The sequence below is a fragment of the Paracoccus sp. NIOT.M2S5SZ12 genome (assembly GCF_057748165.1).
On record NZ_JBYLFR010000006.1, the window covers coordinates 92,248 to 107,531 of the forward strand.

General features: G+C 69.6%; 13 protein-coding genes and 1 pseudogene. 6 read left to right on the forward strand and 8 right to left on the reverse strand.

Annotation, left to right across the window (positions count from 1 at the left end; translation table 11 throughout):
- Window positions 1-16: 16 nt before the first annotated feature.
- Window positions 17-778, forward strand: a complete 762-nt coding sequence (locus tag AC2SGK_RS07390) for a glutamine amidotransferase (RefSeq protein ID WP_488322947.1) — start codon at window positions 17-19, stop codon at window positions 776-778.
- 5 nt (window positions 779-783) lie between these two features.
- Here the strand turns inward: AC2SGK_RS07390 and AC2SGK_RS07395 are convergent, their stop codons facing one another.
- The gene (locus AC2SGK_RS07395) at window positions 784-1,665 is read right to left on the reverse strand and encodes a ribokinase (RefSeq protein WP_488322948.1); all 882 of its coding nucleotides are present in this window, start codon (window positions 1,663-1,665) and stop codon (window positions 784-786) included.
- Between the two features lie 32 nt (window positions 1,666-1,697).
- Between AC2SGK_RS07395 and AC2SGK_RS07400 the strand changes: the two genes are divergently transcribed.
- Window positions 1,698-2,546 carry a BtpA/SgcQ family protein gene (locus tag AC2SGK_RS07400; protein WP_488322949.1) on the forward strand — a complete coding sequence of 283 codons (849 nt, stop codon included), beginning with the start codon at window positions 1,698-1,700 and terminating at the stop codon, window positions 2,544-2,546.
- A gap of 512 nt (window positions 2,547-3,058) precedes the next feature.
- Here the strand turns inward: AC2SGK_RS07400 and AC2SGK_RS07405 are convergent.
- The 3 genes from AC2SGK_RS07405 to AC2SGK_RS07415 form a co-directional block, all read right to left on the reverse strand.
- Window positions 3,059-4,852: a glycoside hydrolase family 15 protein gene (locus tag AC2SGK_RS07405; RefSeq protein ID WP_488322950.1), complete on the reverse strand. Its 1,794-nt coding sequence runs from the start codon at window positions 4,850-4,852 to the stop codon at window positions 3,059-3,061.
- Window positions 4,852-5,631 (reverse strand): SDR family oxidoreductase, encoded by a 780-nt coding sequence (locus AC2SGK_RS07410; RefSeq protein ID WP_488322951.1) that lies wholly within the window; start codon window positions 5,629-5,631, stop codon window positions 4,852-4,854. Before AC2SGK_RS07410 ends, AC2SGK_RS07405 begins: the two co-directional genes overlap by 1 nt.
- Before the next feature lie 121 nt (window positions 5,632-5,752).
- Window positions 5,753-6,064 (reverse strand): H-NS histone family protein, encoded by a 312-nt coding sequence (locus AC2SGK_RS07415; RefSeq protein ID WP_411840446.1) that lies wholly within the window; start codon window positions 6,062-6,064, stop codon window positions 5,753-5,755.
- Between the two features lie 454 nt (window positions 6,065-6,518).
- On the opposite strand from AC2SGK_RS07415, the gene AC2SGK_RS07420 reads away from it, so the two are divergent.
- Window positions 6,519-6,695, forward strand: coding sequence for a hypothetical protein (locus AC2SGK_RS07420; protein WP_488322952.1), 177 nt, complete (start codon window positions 6,519-6,521; stop codon window positions 6,693-6,695).
- Window positions 6,696-6,898: 203 nt separating this feature from the next.
- Here the strand turns inward: AC2SGK_RS07420 and AC2SGK_RS07425 are convergent, their stop codons facing one another.
- Complete coding sequence (locus AC2SGK_RS07425; RefSeq protein WP_488322953.1) at window positions 6,899-7,612, reverse strand: hypothetical protein; 714 nt, start codon at window positions 7,610-7,612, stop codon at window positions 6,899-6,901.
- A gap of 245 nt (window positions 7,613-7,857) precedes the next feature.
- On the opposite strand from AC2SGK_RS07425, the gene AC2SGK_RS07430 reads away from it, so the two are divergent.
- Window positions 7,858-8,598 carry a BON domain-containing protein gene (locus AC2SGK_RS07430; RefSeq protein WP_488322954.1) on the forward strand — a complete coding sequence of 247 codons (741 nt, stop codon included), beginning with the start codon at window positions 7,858-7,860 and terminating at the stop codon, window positions 8,596-8,598.
- Between the two features lie 169 nt (window positions 8,599-8,767).
- Window positions 8,768-11,155, forward strand: coding sequence for an AI-2E family transporter (locus tag AC2SGK_RS07435; protein WP_488322955.1), 2,388 nt, complete (start codon window positions 8,768-8,770; stop codon window positions 11,153-11,155).
- A 6-nt stretch (window positions 11,156-11,161) separates the two neighbouring features.
- On the opposite strand, the gene AC2SGK_RS07440 is transcribed toward AC2SGK_RS07435, so the two are convergent.
- Entirely contained in the window at window positions 11,162-11,650 is a 489-nt protein-coding gene (locus tag AC2SGK_RS07440; protein WP_488322956.1) for an MgtC/SapB family protein, read from the reverse strand.
- Between the two features lie 229 nt (window positions 11,651-11,879).
- A pseudogene (locus AC2SGK_RS07445) lies at window positions 11,880-12,404 on the reverse strand (NO-inducible flavohemoprotein); the annotation flags it as partial.
- Window positions 12,405-12,628: 224 nt separating this feature from the next.
- Here AC2SGK_RS07445 and AC2SGK_RS07450 point away from each other — a divergent pair.
- The gene (locus AC2SGK_RS07450) at window positions 12,629-13,396 is read left to right on the forward strand and encodes an RrF2 family transcriptional regulator (RefSeq protein WP_488322957.1); all 768 of its coding nucleotides are present in this window, start codon (window positions 12,629-12,631) and stop codon (window positions 13,394-13,396) included.
- Here AC2SGK_RS07450 and AC2SGK_RS07455 read toward each other — a convergent pair.
- Window positions 13,386-15,239 carry a heavy metal translocating P-type ATPase gene (locus tag AC2SGK_RS07455; protein ID WP_488322958.1) on the reverse strand — a complete coding sequence of 618 codons (1,854 nt, stop codon included), beginning with the start codon at window positions 15,237-15,239 and terminating at the stop codon, window positions 13,386-13,388. The two genes, AC2SGK_RS07450 and AC2SGK_RS07455, sit on opposite strands and share 11 nt — an antisense overlap.
- Window positions 15,240-15,284: the final 45 nt, after the last annotated feature.

Below are 15,284 nucleotides of genomic sequence, written 5' to 3' on the forward strand. Positions count from 1 at the left end.
GCGAAAGGAACGACCCATGACAACCCGCGTGCTTCTGGTGGGCGAAAGCTGGACCACCTCGGAAACGCATTACAAGGGCTTCGACCAGTTCGGCTCGGTCCGGTTCCACACCGGGGCCACGCCTCTGCTGGAGGCGATGAAGGACAGCGATTTCCAGATCGACTACATGACCGCCCATGACGCCGCGGAGGGGTTCCCCTTCGCGATGGAGGGGCTGGCGCCCTATGACATCATCATCCTGTCCGACATCGGCGCGAACACCTTCCTGCTGCCGCCCGATGTCTGGCTGCGGTCGAAAACCGTGCCGAACCGGCTGCGGCTGCTAAAGGAATGGGTGGCGCAGGGGGGCAACCTGCTGATGATCGGGGGATATTTCTCGTTCCAGGGCATCGACGGGCGCGCGCGTTGGCGGGGTACCGCGGTCGAGGACACGCTGCCCGTCACCTGCCACCCCTGGGACGACCGCGTCGAGATCCCCGAAGGCGCGCAGGCCGAGATCCTGCTGCCGGATCATGCCGTGATGGCGGGCATGCCCGCGGCCTGGCCGCCGATCCTGGGCGTGAACGAGGTGATGGTCCGCGACGGTGCGACCGTCGTCGCGCGCCTGCCCCAGGATCAGGGCGGCCATCCGCTGCTGGTCCTGGGCCGGCACGGGCAGGGGCGCACGGCGGCCTGGACCTCCGACGTGGGGCCGCATTGGCTGTCGCCGGAGTTCTGCGCCTGGCCGGGATACGCGACGCTGTGGCGGAACCTCTTCGGCTGGCTGGTCGCGCGGTGAGCGGATCAGTCCCCGGCCAGGATCGCGCGCATCGCGGCCGCGTCGGGAAAGGCTGCGACAGTGCCCGCGCGCCCGACCGTCCAGGCCGCGGCCCGCGCCCCGTGGCGCAGCGCGCGCGCGTCCAGCGCCACGCCCCGCAGCGCGGCCGAGGCCAGCGCCACCGCCATGAAGCAGTCGCCCGCCCCGGTCGTGTCCACCACGGTCGCGGGGGCGGCGGGCACCTCGATGCGCCCGCCCGCCCGGACCAGCGCCGCGCCGCGTGCGCCAAGCGTCAGCACGACCTCGGCCACGCCTTGCGACAGCAGACGCGCCGCGCCGCCCAAGGCTGCGGCCTCGTCCTCGTTCACGAAGGCGCAATCGACCAAGGGCCACAGGTCGGCCACGTAATCCTGCAGGGGCGAGGGGTTCAGCGCGATGCGCATGCCGCGCGCACGGGCCTCGCGCAGCGCCGCCCCCGTGGCCCCCGCCCCCAGATTGCCCTGCAGCACCAGCAGATCGCCCGGCCCGGCCTCGGCCAGCGCGCCGGTCGCGTGATCGGGGGTCAGGGCGGCGGCCGCGGCGCGGGTGGTGATGACCGCATTCTCGCCATGCCCGGCCATAAGGATGATCGAGCTGTCGGTCGCCACGCCGGGCAGCACGATCAGCCGCGCCGCCACCGGCTCCGCCGCCAGCCGCGCCGCGATCTCGCGCCCGCGCGGATCGTCGCCCACCGCCGCAACCAGCCGGCAGTCCAGCGCCATGCGGGCCATGGCCACTGCCTGGTTCACCCCCTTGCCCCCCAGATCCTGCGACAGCGCGCGGCCGAAGATGGACGCGCCGGGCCGGGGCAGGTCCTCGACCGACAGCGTCTCGTCCAGCGCCGCGTTGCCGATCACGAAAGCCTTCATCGCCGTTCTCCGCCGTTCAGAAAGGGCAAGCCATGACACAGATCTCCGACCGCCCCGCCGGGGCCATCCGCGACATCTTCGGGCGCGACAAGGCGCTGATCGGCATGATCCACTGCCCCGCATTTCCCGGCGCGCCCCGGTATCGCGGCGCGTCGATGGATGACATCTACGACGCCTGCATGCGCGATGCCGAACGGCTGGCGCAAGGGGGAATGCACGGGCTGATCGTCGAGAACCACGGCGACATCCCCTTTTCCAAGCCCCAGGACATCGGCCCCGAGACGCCGGCCTTCCTGGCGGTGGTGACCGACCGCCTCCGGCGCGCCTTCGGCCTGCCCATCGGCATCAACGTGCTGGCCAACGCGCCGCTGCCGGCGCTGGCGACGGCCGTGGCGGGGGGCGCCGACTTCATCCGCGTGAACCAATGGGCCAACGCCTATGTGGCCAACGAAGGCTTTATGGAGGGCCGCGCGGCCGAGGCGCTGCGATACCGGTCCCTGCTGCGGGCCGAGCGGGTGCGCATCTTCACCGACGCGCATGTCAAGCACGGCAGCCACGCCATCGTGGCCGACCGCTCGATCCCGGAGCTGACCCGCGACCTGGCCTTTTTCGACAGCGATTGCATCATCGCGACGGGCCAGCGCACCGGAGACAGCGCTACGCTGGAGGAGATCGACGAGATCGGCGGCGCCACGCATCTGCCGCTGCTGGTGGGGTCCGGCGTGACGGCCGAGAACATCGTGGCGATCCTGGGCCGCACCAATGGCGTGATCGTGGCCTCCTCGCTCAAGGAGGGCGGGGTCTGGTGGAACCCGGTCTGCCCCGAGCGCACCCGCCGCTTCGTCGAGGCGGCGCAGCCCGTGCTGCAGGATGGCGCATGACGTCTCGGTCGGCCCCGCCTTCGCCGGTGGACTTGGCCGATCGCGGGCGATCCATGATGGCTCGTGTCAAGACAGGGCGCATCAACGAAAGGGGGGCATAGGGCAGGTTTATCGTGATTCATGCTTGTCTTCTGCGACGGAGACCAGCCTTGCGTGAGATATGATCTCGGACGACGACCCGGCACTTCACGAGCGCCTCATCTTGGCTGTCCGAGCGCCGGACGGGCGCGGCGGCCTGAACCATCGTTCTGTTCAGGGTGGAATACTCCAGATCGCAAGCACAAGTCGCTGCAGCGGGTCAGACGTCGAATTGCCTGAGCCGCTCCATCACCTCAATCCGCCTCGGCTCCGACATTTGTCACCGCGGCTTAGTCGCGGCCGGCACGGCACTGATGCGCCATGGGCTGGTCGGCATCGAGCCGCTGACCAACCCATGGCACGGACCGTGGCGTTGCGAGGACTTCGCACCGCAGCCGAGCGAGGGCGGTCATGCCCGGTTCCGGGCGGCGCCCTCAGGTCCGCTGCAGCGCCAGACAGGCCTGCAATGCGGCCAGATGGCTGAGGCCCTGGGGCATGTTGCCCAGCCATTCGCCTCTGTCGGGGTCGATCATCTCCGGCAAGATGCCGGGCGCGGCGTCGATGCGCCCGCGCAGACCCTCCATCAACGCCCGCGCCGCGTCGTGCTGCCCCATCAGGGCCCGCGCCTCGACCATCCAGAAGGAGCAGGCCAGAAAGCACCCCTCCTCGCGGTCCATGCCGGTATAGCGGTAATGCAGATGCCCGCCCGCGCCCAAGCGCGCCTGGATCGCGTCCAGCGTGCTCCGCAGCCGCTCGGGCCGGTCAAAGCCGAAGCGCACCGCCAGGATCAGCGCCGCATCCAGCCGTGTGGTGCCGGGATGCATGACATAGGCGCCGATCTCCTCGTCCCAGCAGCGCGCGTCGATCCAGTCGGCGATGCGGTCGCGCTCGCGGCTCCAGCGGTCGCGGCAGGTGGTGGGCAGATGCCCCGCATCGGCCAGCTGCACGGCGCGGTTCAGGGCCTGCCAGCAGCTGATCTTGGACATGGTGTAATGCTGCTGGTCGGGCAGTTCCCAGATGCCGGCATCCTTCTCCTTCCAGCGGTCGGCGCAGTCGTCAGCCAGCATCGACAGCGTGCGCGCGCTGCGCCCGTCGATCAGCCCGCCGGCCTCGACGAAGTCGTAGACCGTCTCGAAGATGTCGCCATAGGTGCCGTGCTGATGCTGGCGCGCGGCGCGGTTGCCCGACAGGACCGGGCGCGATCCGCGATAGCCGGGAACGGCGACCTCCTCCATCTCCTCCTCCACCCCGCCGTCCAGCGCAAAGCAGACGCGGGCGCCATGGGCGCAGAGCTGGTTCAGCAGCCAAGTCAGCGCGGCCTTGGCCTCGGCCATCACGCCCAAGCGCAGGAAGGACGTGATCACGTAGCCCGCATCGCGCACCCAGGCAAAGCGGTAGTCGTAGTTCTTGTCGCCCGCGATCCGCTCCGGCAGCGAGGTGGTGGCCGCCGCCGCGATCGCCCCACTGGGCGCATAGAGCAGCAGCTTCAGCGCCAGCACCTGACGCAGCAGGAAGTCGCGATCCTGCGGGCCGGTCTCGATCCCGGCGCACCAGTCGCGCCATTCGCGGTCCGACAGGTCGATCCGCGCGTCGATCTGGCTCAGCTCGGGCACCACCAGCGGCTCGTTCGCGCCCGCGACGATGGCCAGCACCTCGCGCCCGCCCGCCGCCAGCGACAGTGTGGCGTGGATGGCGTCGTCCTCGCGCATCGTGACCCGGACGCCGTCGCCATGCAGGAACAGCCCCAGGACCGATCCGACATGAAAGGTCTCATAAGGTCCGCTGCATGCCATGTAGGGGCTGCGCGACCCGGCGCGATGGCCCAGCTGCAGCGTGATGTCGAAGGTGACCTGTCCCTCCAGCACCTCAACCCGGCGGGCCAGTTCGGCCCAAGGCAGGCGTCCGGCGGTGCCGCTGTTCAGGCTCTCGGTCAGCAGGGCGGTTCCCGACGACGTGACCAAGCGCGTTTCCAGCACGTTGCTGTCGGGACGATAGCGGCGCGTGGCGGTGAAGGCGCCCTGCGGCGCGATGGTAAAATGCCCGGCCCGCGCGCCGTTCTCAAGCGCGTCGTGACCGATCAACAGGCGGTCGAACAGCGGCGGGCTGTCCATGTTCGGCACGCACCACCAGTCGATGCCCCCGTCCACCCCCGACAGCGCCACCGCGCGCCCATCGCCAAGCGCCGCGTAATCGGCCAAGGGCAGAAAGCCCGCATCGTCGCGCGCCATCAGGCGCCCTGACCCAGATTGATCGACAGGCCGCCGTCGATGAACAGGCTCTGCCCGGTGACATAGGCCCCGGCATCCGAAACCAGAAAGGCGATCAGACCCGCGACCTCCTCCGGACGACCGGCGCGGCCCAAAGGGATGTTCTTCTCCATATTGCGGCGCGTTTCGGCATCGTCCTGCGCCTCTTGGTTCATCGGGGTCAGGATCATGCCGGGGGCCACCGCGTTCACGGTGATCCCCTGACCCGCCAGCTCCAGCGCCAGTGTGCGGGTCAGCATCCGCACCCCGCCCTTGGCCGCGTCATAGGCGGCCGATCCGATGCGCGGCGTTTCCTGATGGATCGAGCTGACATTGACGATCCGCCCGCCCTTTCCCGCATCGATCGCCCGTCGCGCGAAGGCCCGCGACAGCAGGAACGGGCCGGTCAGGTCGGTCGCGATGGTGGAGAGCCAGTCGTCATCGGCCATCTCGACCACGCGGGTCCCGCTGGCATCCTTGCCGGCATTGTTGACCAGAACCCGCGCAACGGCCCCGTCGCCGTCCAGATCGGCAAACAGCGCGTCTATATCCGCCGGTCGGGTTTGATCGCATCCAAGGATGCGGGCGCGACGACCCGCCTTGCGGACCAGCGCCGCGGTCTCCTCGGCCCCGTCGCGATCCGAGCGGTAGGTGATGACCACGTCATGGCCGTCGCGCGCGAGGGCGTGAGCTGCGGCGCGGCCGATGCCGGAATCGGCGCCGGTCACGATGGCGATGGGGTCCTGAAGGGGGTCTTGCATGGGAATTCCGCGTTGCGCTGATCTTGTCAGCCAACGCCCCGGCACGGGGGTCGTTCCGCGCGATGCCTGCGACCCGCTGCCCCGCCTCCACGCATGCGCCGGGGGCGGGTGCTGCTGCCGATCAGATCAGCATGTCGTCCAGCGACTTGCCCGCGTCCAGCTGCTCCTGGACCCAACGCGGCTTGCGGCCGCGGCCGGTCCAAGTCATCGACGCGTCGTCGGGATTGGCATATTTCGGCGCGACGGTGGCCGTCTTGCGCGGCTTCGCTCCGGTCAGTTCGGCCAGGTTGAAGCCGTGGCTACGCGCAGCCTCCTCGATTGCGGACATGGCCTCGCGGCGCTTGCGGTCCTCGAAGGTGGCGATGGCGCGATCCAGCTTGATGCGCAGATCACGCAGTTCCTTGAGGGAGAGAGCGTCGATGTCGATATTCATGCATTGCTTCCGGTTTCAGAATGACATTTGAACAAATGTTTACATCGAATAAGGAGCGTCAATCAATATGCCATCTCATCGCTGGCATCAATTATACACGGAAAGGACGTTTCGGTTTCGACGTAAAAGACCGGCATCGGTGCCTTTCGGGCGAATGATGCATGACATTGAAAGTCTCTTGCTCCACCGGAGATGAACAGTTCGCCTCGCGATGCGGAATTGGCCAAGGGATATTCAGGAGGCTTTGGGTCAGCGCTCATTTAACTGGCGTGGCTGCCCGGTATGCTTGATTTGAGTTCTCGAAGCGACCGGGGTTATGATGGGCAATCTCATCTGACTGAAAGCTGATCAGATAGAGCCGTTCCTTCCGAGGAGCCAAGGCAAGGCACTCCGGACGGCATTGAGCCTGCGGGCAAAAAAGTCCGCCCCGACGACCAGAGCAGGCGCATGAAAGATGGGCTTGGACATCAGGTCGCATGACGTTTCTGATTCCAATGGGCGGCGTCTGACGGTCTTCGTGACCTCGGGCCAGGTCAACGACCATAGCGGAATGGCCACCCTGCTGGACCGTCCGCCTGCCCCCAACTGGATGATCACGGTCATGACGCAGGCCGCTTTCGAGATGCTTTGAAAAATGGCGATGTGCCCCTGCACTTTTGCCCGGAAACAACGCGACAAGGCTGTTCGCCTTGACGGGCGGTCCTGTCGTCGCGGCACCCCGAAATGGTCGGACGGCTGAAGGACTGGCGCAGGGTCGCACCCCGTTGCCACAGATGCGCCAGGACGTACCTGTCCGTTCCGGCCCTTGCGGCCACCGTTATATCCTGATGGGACTCAATGAGTCTGCACCCTGATCGCCTCTGCGTTGCCCTGCCGTATCGTCAGGCCCGGGACATCGGACATTTTGGCGATGGAGTAATGGCGGGTCGCCATGTAGCAAAGGCCGGCTTGCGGTGGATCACGGTCGAGACGTCGTTGGCAGAGGGTGCGATCACTCCCACCGCGGCGGACGGCGTATACGCGCTGAGGCGAATGCCGCCGCCGATGATGACAGGCATGGGGCAGCGTCCGGATGTCCTCGTGCCGCGCCTCTCGCAGGGCGGCGGCTTTGGCGCGGGGCAGGGTCTCGATCTCCTGTTCGCGCATTATCGAAGCGATGATCGAGACAGACGATTCCGCATCGGCCACCGCCGATACCGACGCGCCCGCCAGCCCGCTTGGGAACGTGATCAGCGTCATGTCGGTGGCGGCGCTGTCGGCCTCTGCCGTCGACGATCCGACGAACAGCATGATCGCCGCGACCGGCAGGCCTGGCGCCGGAAGAGGCACCGTCGTCTCAGAGAGATCGGCTCGCTGCGAACGCTCGCTCGGTCGCGGCGCTGCTGCCACGCATTGCGTCGTGACCTTCGGGCGGGACAGCCCGATCGTGACGCTCAGGCCACCCGAGAGCGTGCAGCGCATCATCATGTGGCGAATGACCGGAACGGGCATTCTTGCCGCGGCGGTCGGGTCGAGCACGGTCCGCTGGCCGCTTGGCGGTCCGGCCATCGATATTTCCTGCGCGGGGACGCGGCCGTCTGCTGCGCCGTCGATGACAACGCTGTCCGTGCACCCCATTCGCTGCGCAGCGCGACTGCCTTTGGTTCCATCCCGCGGGGTCGTCGCAAGGCGCACAGCGCCGCATCCGCCACTTCCCGCCGATTGCTCTTTGTTGCCGGAACGCGGCGCAGGGGCGGGCGGTTCTGCCGTCATGAGGTGCCGCGACGCACCCGCAGCTCTAGGAGGAGCAAACCATGGCTAATGAATATTACGACCGCAACGGCCGTCCCGGCCAGGGCTATGCAAACCGCGACATGGACCGCGGATCGCGCGACTGGAGCGACAAGGCCGCCGACGAGGTCCGGTCTTGGGTCGGCGACGATCAGGCCGAACGCCGCCGCGACATGGACGAGATGCGCGAGAGCCGCAACGCCATGGGCTATGGCCGCGATGCCGACCGTGCCTCGGGCTACGGCCGCTCCTATGACGCGCCGGGACGCCGGCCGGGCATGGCCATGGACCCGCGGTCGGGTCGCTCGTATGACGCCTATGGCAATGCCGGCGGTTACGGCGCAGGCCGGTCCTACGGTCGTGACGCAGATGAGGATCGCGGCTTCCTGGACAAGGCCAGCGACGAGGTCGCGTCTTGGTTCGGTGACAAGGATGCCGAGCGCCGTCGCGAAATGGACAAGCATCGCGGCGTCGGCCCCAAAGGCTATGTCCGCTCGGACGAGCGCGTCAAGGAGGACGTCAGCGAGCGTCTTATGGATGACGGCCGTCTGGACGCCTCGGACATCGAGGTCAGCGTGCAGGACGGCGAGGTCACCCTGAACGGCACCGTCTCCGACCGCCATGCCAAACGCCATGCCGAGGATCTGGCCGAGCGTGCCTCGGGCGTCAAGCATGTGCAGAACAACCTGCGCGTCGCCGCGCCGGGGCAGACCGCCACCACGCCGCTGACCGCCGACCCGCTGCGCGATCGTGGCATCCTGTGATATCCGGCGCCGGCGACGGCACCGCACAGTTCTGACCCGACGGGCGCCCCAGTGGCGCCCGTCTTTTTTCATCCCCACCGCGATGCCGCGACAGCCGCGATCCGGTGGAACCTGCACGACCGTGTCGTGTTGACCGGCACCCCCATCCGGGGTCCGTCGAGGGACCGTCATGACATCGCATCAGCTTCCGCCATCCTCCGGTGCACCGGGCCCGGACATCGTGCCAGCATCGGGCATCGACATCGTCCGCATGGCCGCCTGGCTGGTGACGGGGACGCTGATCATCGGCCTCCTTTACTTCGGGCAGGAGGTTCTGATCCCGCTGGCCATCGCTTTCCTGGTCAGCTTCGCGCTCAGCCCGCTGGTGCGCATCCTAGTGCGGCGCGGCGTCCCGCAGGTCGCGGCGGTGTCGGTGGTGATGCTGGCCGTCATCGCGATGCTCCTGGGGCTTGGCCTGCTGATCGCCTCGCAGGTCAGCGTGCTGAGCGCCGAACTGCCCGCCTATCAGTCCACCATCCGCACCAAAATCGCGACCTTGGGCCAGTCGATGGAGGGGCCGGGCCTGTTCGACGGCGTATTCCAGACCATCGCCACCGTGCAGGAGCAGCTGGCCACCGCCCTGCAGGACGCGCCAGGCACGGTCGCCGACCCGCTGCCGGTCACGGTGATCGGGGACGGGCCGTCGCCCTTCGCGACCGCGATGGCGTGGCTCGCCCCGGCCTTGGCGCCGCTGGCGACCTTGGGCATCGTCGTGGTCTTCGTCTTTCTGGTCCTGCTGGACCGGGGCGATCTGCGCGACCGGCTGATCCGCCTGCTGGGCGGCAACCTGCACCGCTCGACCGACGCGCTGGAGGAGGCGGGCAAGCGGATCTCGAAATACCTGCTGATGCAGCTCGTGGTGAACGTCACCTATGGCATTCCCATGGCGCTCGGCCTCTGGGCCATCGGCGTGCCGGGATGGATCCTGTGGGGCACGCTGGCGGCGGTCATGCGCTTCATCCCCTATGTCGGGCCGATGCTGTCGGCGATCTTCCCGCTGGCCCTGGCCTTCGCGGTCGATCCGGGATGGGAGATGGTGCTGATGGCGCTGGCGCTGATCGTGGCGCTGGAACTGGTCAGCAACAACATCGTCGAGCCGATGCTCTACGGCACTTCGACGGGGCTGTCGGCCCTGTCGCTGATCGCGGCCGCGACCTTCTGGACGGCGCTCTGGGGGCCGCTTGGCCTGATCCTGTCGACGCCGCTGACGGTCTGCCTGCTGGTGGTGGGCCGCAACCTGCCGCAGCTGGCCTTCTTCGACACGCTGCTGGGGTCGACGCCCGCGCTGGACCTGCCGACGCGCATCTATCAGCGCCTGATCGCCGACGACCCGGACGAGGCCTATGACATCGCCTCCGACGCGATCCGCGCGACCGGCGTGACCGAGTTCTATGACGAGACCGGCATGGAGGTCCTGCGCCAGGCCAGCGACGACTTTCACGCCGTCGCCCGCGCCGAGCACCGCCTGCGCGTGGTCGAGGGGATGGACAGCCTGCTGGACGACCTGCGCGAGGATCACCCCGCTCCGACCTCGGGTCCGGTTCGCACCGTCTGCATCGGCGGCAAGTGGCAGGTCGATGCCGTCGCGGCCGAGATGCTGGTCCACGCGCTGTGCCTGGCAGGCGTTCCCGCCGCGCAGCGCCCCGCCGGCGCGGTGACTGCGCGCTATGTCGACGGGCTGGACCTGGAGGGGGTGGACACGGTCTGCATCGGCTATTTCAGCCGCGATCCCGATGCGGCGGTGCGCGGCTTCGTGCGCCGCCTGCGCCGCCGCTGGCCCGGCCTGCACATCGTGCTGGCCCTGTGGAACGCGCCCGAGGGTGCCGCCTTCGAGGACCATGCCGAGGCGCTTGGCGTGGACCGGATCGTGCTGTCGGTGGAGGAGGCCGTGCGCCGCCTGTCGCTGATGCAGGATGAGCGCGCCGCAGCCCTTGCCCCGCCCGCGCCCCCGGCCGATGAGACCGCGCGGCTGGAGGCGCTGCGCCGCACCGCCGTCCTGGACGGTCATGCGCGCGAGGATCTGGACGATTTGGCCGCGCGGGCGGCGGATGTGTTCGACGTGGGCTTCGCCTTCATCTCGGCCATCGACGCGGATGCCGAATACATCGTGGGGCAGAGCATGGACCTGCCCGGCCTGCGCACCGAAACCGAGCCGCAAATGACCTGGATGCCGCGCGCCGACGCGCTGTGCAATCATGTCGTCGCGATGGACGACACGCTGGTGGTGCCTGACACCGACCGCGATCCGCGCTTTTCCGACAACCCGGCGGTGCGCCAGTGGCAGGGGCGGTTCTATGTCGGAACGCCCCTGCGCACGGCGGACGGTCACGTGCTGGGCGCGCTGTGTCTGATGGACCGCGCCCCGCGCGAGATCGAGGATGGCGAACTGGACCTCTTGGACCGCATTGCCGCCGACGCCGTCGCCGTGATGACCAAGGAGGAGGCCGTGATCCCCGAACCCCGCCGCGAGGAGCCGCCCGCCTCGCGCTCGGTCCTGGGCCAGCGCATCCCGGACTAGCGGGCCTCAGTCCGGGTCCTCGGTCCGCGCCGCCTTGGGCAGGATCAGCGGGACCGCGCCCAGGATGATCAGGACGATCGCGGTCGACAGGATCGCGGTCGCCTCCAGCCCCAGGCCCGCGATGACGCCGATGGCCGCGGTCGCCCAGATGCCGGCGGCGGTCGTCAGCCCCTCGACCTCGCGCTGCCTGGCGCGGATGATGATGGCACCCGCGCCCAGAAAGCCGATGCCCTGCGCCACGCCCTGCAGGACGCGCGACAGATCGCCGATGGACATGCCGCTCTGCAGCGGGCCGATGACGAACAGCGCGGCACCCACCGCGACCAGCATATGCGTGCGGATGCCCGCGCTGCGCCGCTTGTGCTCGCGCTCGTAGCCCAGGATGCCGCCCAGCACGGCGGCGATGGTCAGCCGCACCGTGATGGTGGTGATGGTCGACAGGTCCGGAATGTCCGAGAACTCGCCCACGATCGTCGACCAGATTTCCTCTCTCACGGGCAGCGTCCTTCCGATGATCGCCCCTGTCGGCGGGGCAGGCGGGCGGTGCCCGGCGCGCATGGTCGGCCTTTTCGGCTCGGGTCGCAAGCGGCTCGTCGGCGGGGCCGAAGAACTCGTAATGGATGCGGTCCGCGGGGACGCCGGCCTCGTTCAGCCCCTGCACGAAATGGCGCAGGAATGGCCGGGGTCCGCACAGATAGATGTCGGCCTCGGCCAGGGGTGTGTCCGCGCGCAGCCAGTCCATGCTGATGTGGCCCGGACGGGCTGTCCCGCCGGCGGTTTCGTAGAGGGTCTCGACCCGCATGTTGCTGTGGCGTTCGGCGGCGGTCCGCGTCTCGGCCGCCAGGGCGTGATGGCGGGGGCTTGCGGTGCCGTGGACGTAGAAGACCGGCACGTCGCGATGCGCCTCGGCGATCACCCGCACCTTGCTGGCGAAGGGCGTCAGCCCGACCCCGCCCGACAGCAGGATCAGCGGGCGCCGCGGGTCGGCGTCCAGATGGAAGTCCCTGGCCGGGGGCGTCGCTTTGGCGACGGTGCCGATGGGCGCCGCGTGCAGGAAGGACGACGCCTCGCCCTCGCGCTTGACGGTGGTGCGATAGCCCCCTGCCTCCGGCGCGCTGGAGATCGAGTCGTTGCGCTTGACCCCCGGCAGGCCCGCGGCGTTCAGGCGCAGCGTCAGGCGCTGGCCCGACCTGTGCGCCACGACCGCCCCGCCGTCCTTGGGGCGCAGCGTGAACGAGACGATGCCCACTGCGTCAACCGTGCGGTCCGCGATGCGGAACCGGGGCCAATCGGTCCAGCCGCCGGGCTGCGCCGCGATCGCACCCCGGATCGCCGCCTCGTGCTCGATCAGCAGATCGGCCAGGAAGCAGTAGGCCTCGCCCTAGGCCGCGACGATCGCGGGCGTCGCCGCATCGCCCAGAACATCCCCATCGCGTCCAGCAGCGCGCGCGCCACGAAGGGATCGTATTCGGCATGGATGGCATAGCCGACATGCTTCTGGGCGATGCGCTCGACCGCCGCGCCCAAGTTGTCGATGTTGCGGGCATAGGCCAGCACCGCCTGCGCCAAGGCCAGCCGCTGCGTGCCGTGCGCCTGGTTCGCTTGGTTGAACAGGGCCGCGTTATGGGGTCGCGGAACAGGCGCGCATACATCGCCTCGGTGATCCGGCCGCCATGCGCCTTGGGCGCGGGGACGGTGGCCTTGATGGTGGCGATGGTGTCGGCGGACAGTGGGCGGGGCATCGTGCGGCTTCTTGAAACAAGCAGCCGTGATGAATGTATGGATCGGCTATCCGTGCATGGGAATTGCCTTTATTGTCGCAGCATGAAACTGACCCGTTACACGGATTATGCGCTGCGTGCCCTGATCTATCTTGCGATCCATGAGGGCGATCTCGCGTCGATCCGCCAGATCGCCGAGGCGCACGGCATATCGCAGAACCACCTGATGAAGATCGTCCAGGACCTCGGCCGCGCCGGGTTCGTCGAGACGGTGCGCGGCCGGAACGGCGGGCTGCGCCTGGCCCGTCCGGCCGATCAGATCACCATCGGACAGGTCGTCCGCCAGACCGAGGCCGACGGGGGGCTGGTCGATTGCAGCACCTGCCGCCTTGCGCAGGGATGCGGCCTGCCCGCCGTTTTCGCTCAGGCCCGCGAGGCCTTCATGACGGTGCTGGACGGCGTCCGGCTGACGGACGCGGCCGGACGGCCGGACGCCTTCCGGCACCTGTTCAGGGCCTGACGGGCCGGGCCGGGCTGCCGCCCAGGGCGCGCAGGGCGTTCAGGATCACCGCCACGTCGATCGCCTCCTGCAAGAGCGCGCCCTGCACCGGAGTCAGGTGGCCCGTCGCGGCGGCGATCATGCCCAGGACCGACAGGCCGATCCCCGCGACCACGCTCTGTAGCGCGATGCGGCGTGCGCGCCGCGCGATGGCGATCCCCGGCGCGATGCGGTCGACGCGGTCGATCAGCAGCACGACATCGGCCGCCTCGGCGCTGGCGGCGGCGCCGCGCGCGCCCATGGCCACGCCTACGTCGGCGGCCGCCAGGGCAGGGGCGTCGTTGACGCCGTCGCCCATCATCATCACCGGCCCCGCCGCGCGTTCGGCCAGGACCAGCGCCACCTTGTCGTCGGGCGACAGCCCGGCATGGATGGCGTCGAGGCCCAGCCCCTGCGTCACGCGCGCGGCGACCTCGGCGCGGTCGCCGGTGGCCAGCAGGATGCGGCGCACACCGTGCTGCCGCAGGACGCTCAGCATCCGCCCCGCGCCCTCGCGCAGCGGATCGGACATCACCAGATGCCCGGCCATGCGCCCGCCGACGCCCACGGCCACCATCACCGCCCCCGCCGCCAGATCGGGCGGCGCATCCGCCGCCCGCCCCACGCGCCCCGCCACAAAGCCCCAGCCCCCGACGACCACCGGCTGCCCGTCGATCAGGCCCGTGACCCCCTCTCCGGGGATCTCGGCCACCGCGTCGGGCAGGGGCAGGGTCAGGCCCCGCTCGCGGGCGGCGGTGACGATGGCCTGCGCCACCGGATGCCGCGAGGCCTGGTCCAGGGCCGCGGCCAGGCGCAGGATGTCGTCCGCGCCCATCCCCTCGGAGCTGTCGATCCGCACGATCCGCGGCCGTCCGTCGGTCAGCGTGCCGGTCTTGTCCAGGATCAGCGTATGGACGCGCGCCATGGCCTCCAGCGGGCGGGCGCCCTTGACCAGCACGCCGGAGCGCGCGGCCCGCGACAGGCCCGCGACCAGCGCCACCGGCAGGGCCAGGATCAGCGGGCAGGGCGTCGCCACGACCAGCACGGCCACCGCGCGGATCGGATCGCCGGTCAGCCACCAGGCCGCCGCGGCGATGCCCAGGGTCAGGGCCAGGAAAAACAGCGACCAACGGTCGGCCAGCCGCGCCATCGGCGCCTTGGAGGCCTGCGCCGCCTCGACCAGACGGACGATGCCGGCATAGGTGCTGTCGCGGGCCTCGTGCGTCGCGGTCAGGTCGAAGGCGTCGCCCGCGTTGGTCGCGCCGCTCAGCGCCTCGGCGTCGCGATCCAGGCGGACGGGCAGCGATTCCCCGGTCAGCGCGGCCATATCCAAAAAGGCCGTGGCCGAGGCGATCCGCCCGTCCACCGGCACCACGCCGCCCTGGCGGATCAGCAGCCTGTCGCCCGGCGCGATGGCGTCCAGGGGCACGTCCTCCAGCCCGCCGTCCAGGTGGCGCGTGGCCATGCGCGGCACGCGGGACAGCAGGTCGCGCATCTCGCGCCGCGCCCGCCCCTCGGCGAACCCCTCGAGAAAGGTGCCGCCCGCATACATCACCGCCACGACCGCCGCCGCCAGCGTCTCTCCGAAGATCAGCGCGGCCGACATCGACAGGGCGGCGACGATGTCCAGCCCGACCTCGCCGCGCAGCAGGCTGCGGAGGATCTCGACCAGCAGGCCGGCCAGCACGGGCAGCACCCCGGCGATCCACACCGCCTGCGCGATGCCCGCGCGCCCGCCCAGATGCAGCGCCAGACCCGCCGCCAGCCCCGCGAGGGCGATGACCAGCAGCAGGACCCGGAACCGGTCCGTCCTTGCGTGATCCAAGCCTCCGCCCTCCCGGATGGGGGCCGTCCGCTGGCGGACGGCCGA

Coding starts and splice junctions, on each gene's coding strand:
- AC2SGK_RS07430 (WP_488322954.1), top strand. CDS start 7,858: ATGGCTAATGAATATTACGACCGCAACGGCCGTCCCGGCCAGGGCTAT.
- AC2SGK_RS07395 (WP_488322948.1), bottom strand. CDS start 1,665: ATGAAGGCTTTCGTGATCGGCAACGCGGCGCTGGACGAGACGCTGTCG.
- AC2SGK_RS07435 (WP_488322955.1), top strand. CDS start 8,768: ATGACATCGCATCAGCTTCCGCCATCCTCCGGTGCACCGGGCCCGGAC.
- AC2SGK_RS07415 (WP_411840446.1), bottom strand. CDS start 6,064: ATGAATATCGACATCGACGCTCTCTCCCTCAAGGAACTGCGTGATCTG.
- AC2SGK_RS07420 (WP_488322952.1), top strand. CDS start 6,519: ATGGGCTTGGACATCAGGTCGCATGACGTTTCTGATTCCAATGGGCGG.
- AC2SGK_RS07390 (WP_488322947.1), top strand. CDS start 17: ATGACAACCCGCGTGCTTCTGGTGGGCGAAAGCTGGACCACCTCGGAA.
- AC2SGK_RS07410 (WP_488322951.1), bottom strand. CDS start 5,631: ATGCAAGACCCCCTTCAGGACCCCATCGCCATCGTGACCGGCGCCGAT.
- AC2SGK_RS07425 (WP_488322953.1), bottom strand. CDS start 7,612: ATGGCCGGACCGCCAAGCGGCCAGCGGACCGTGCTCGACCCGACCGCC.
- AC2SGK_RS07450 (WP_488322957.1), top strand. CDS start 12,629: ATGGATGGCATAGCCGACATGCTTCTGGGCGATGCGCTCGACCGCCGC.
- AC2SGK_RS07400 (WP_488322949.1), top strand. CDS start 1,698: ATGACACAGATCTCCGACCGCCCCGCCGGGGCCATCCGCGACATCTTC.
- AC2SGK_RS07405 (WP_488322950.1), bottom strand. CDS start 4,852: ATGGCGCGCGACGATGCGGGCTTTCTGCCCTTGGCCGATTACGCGGCG.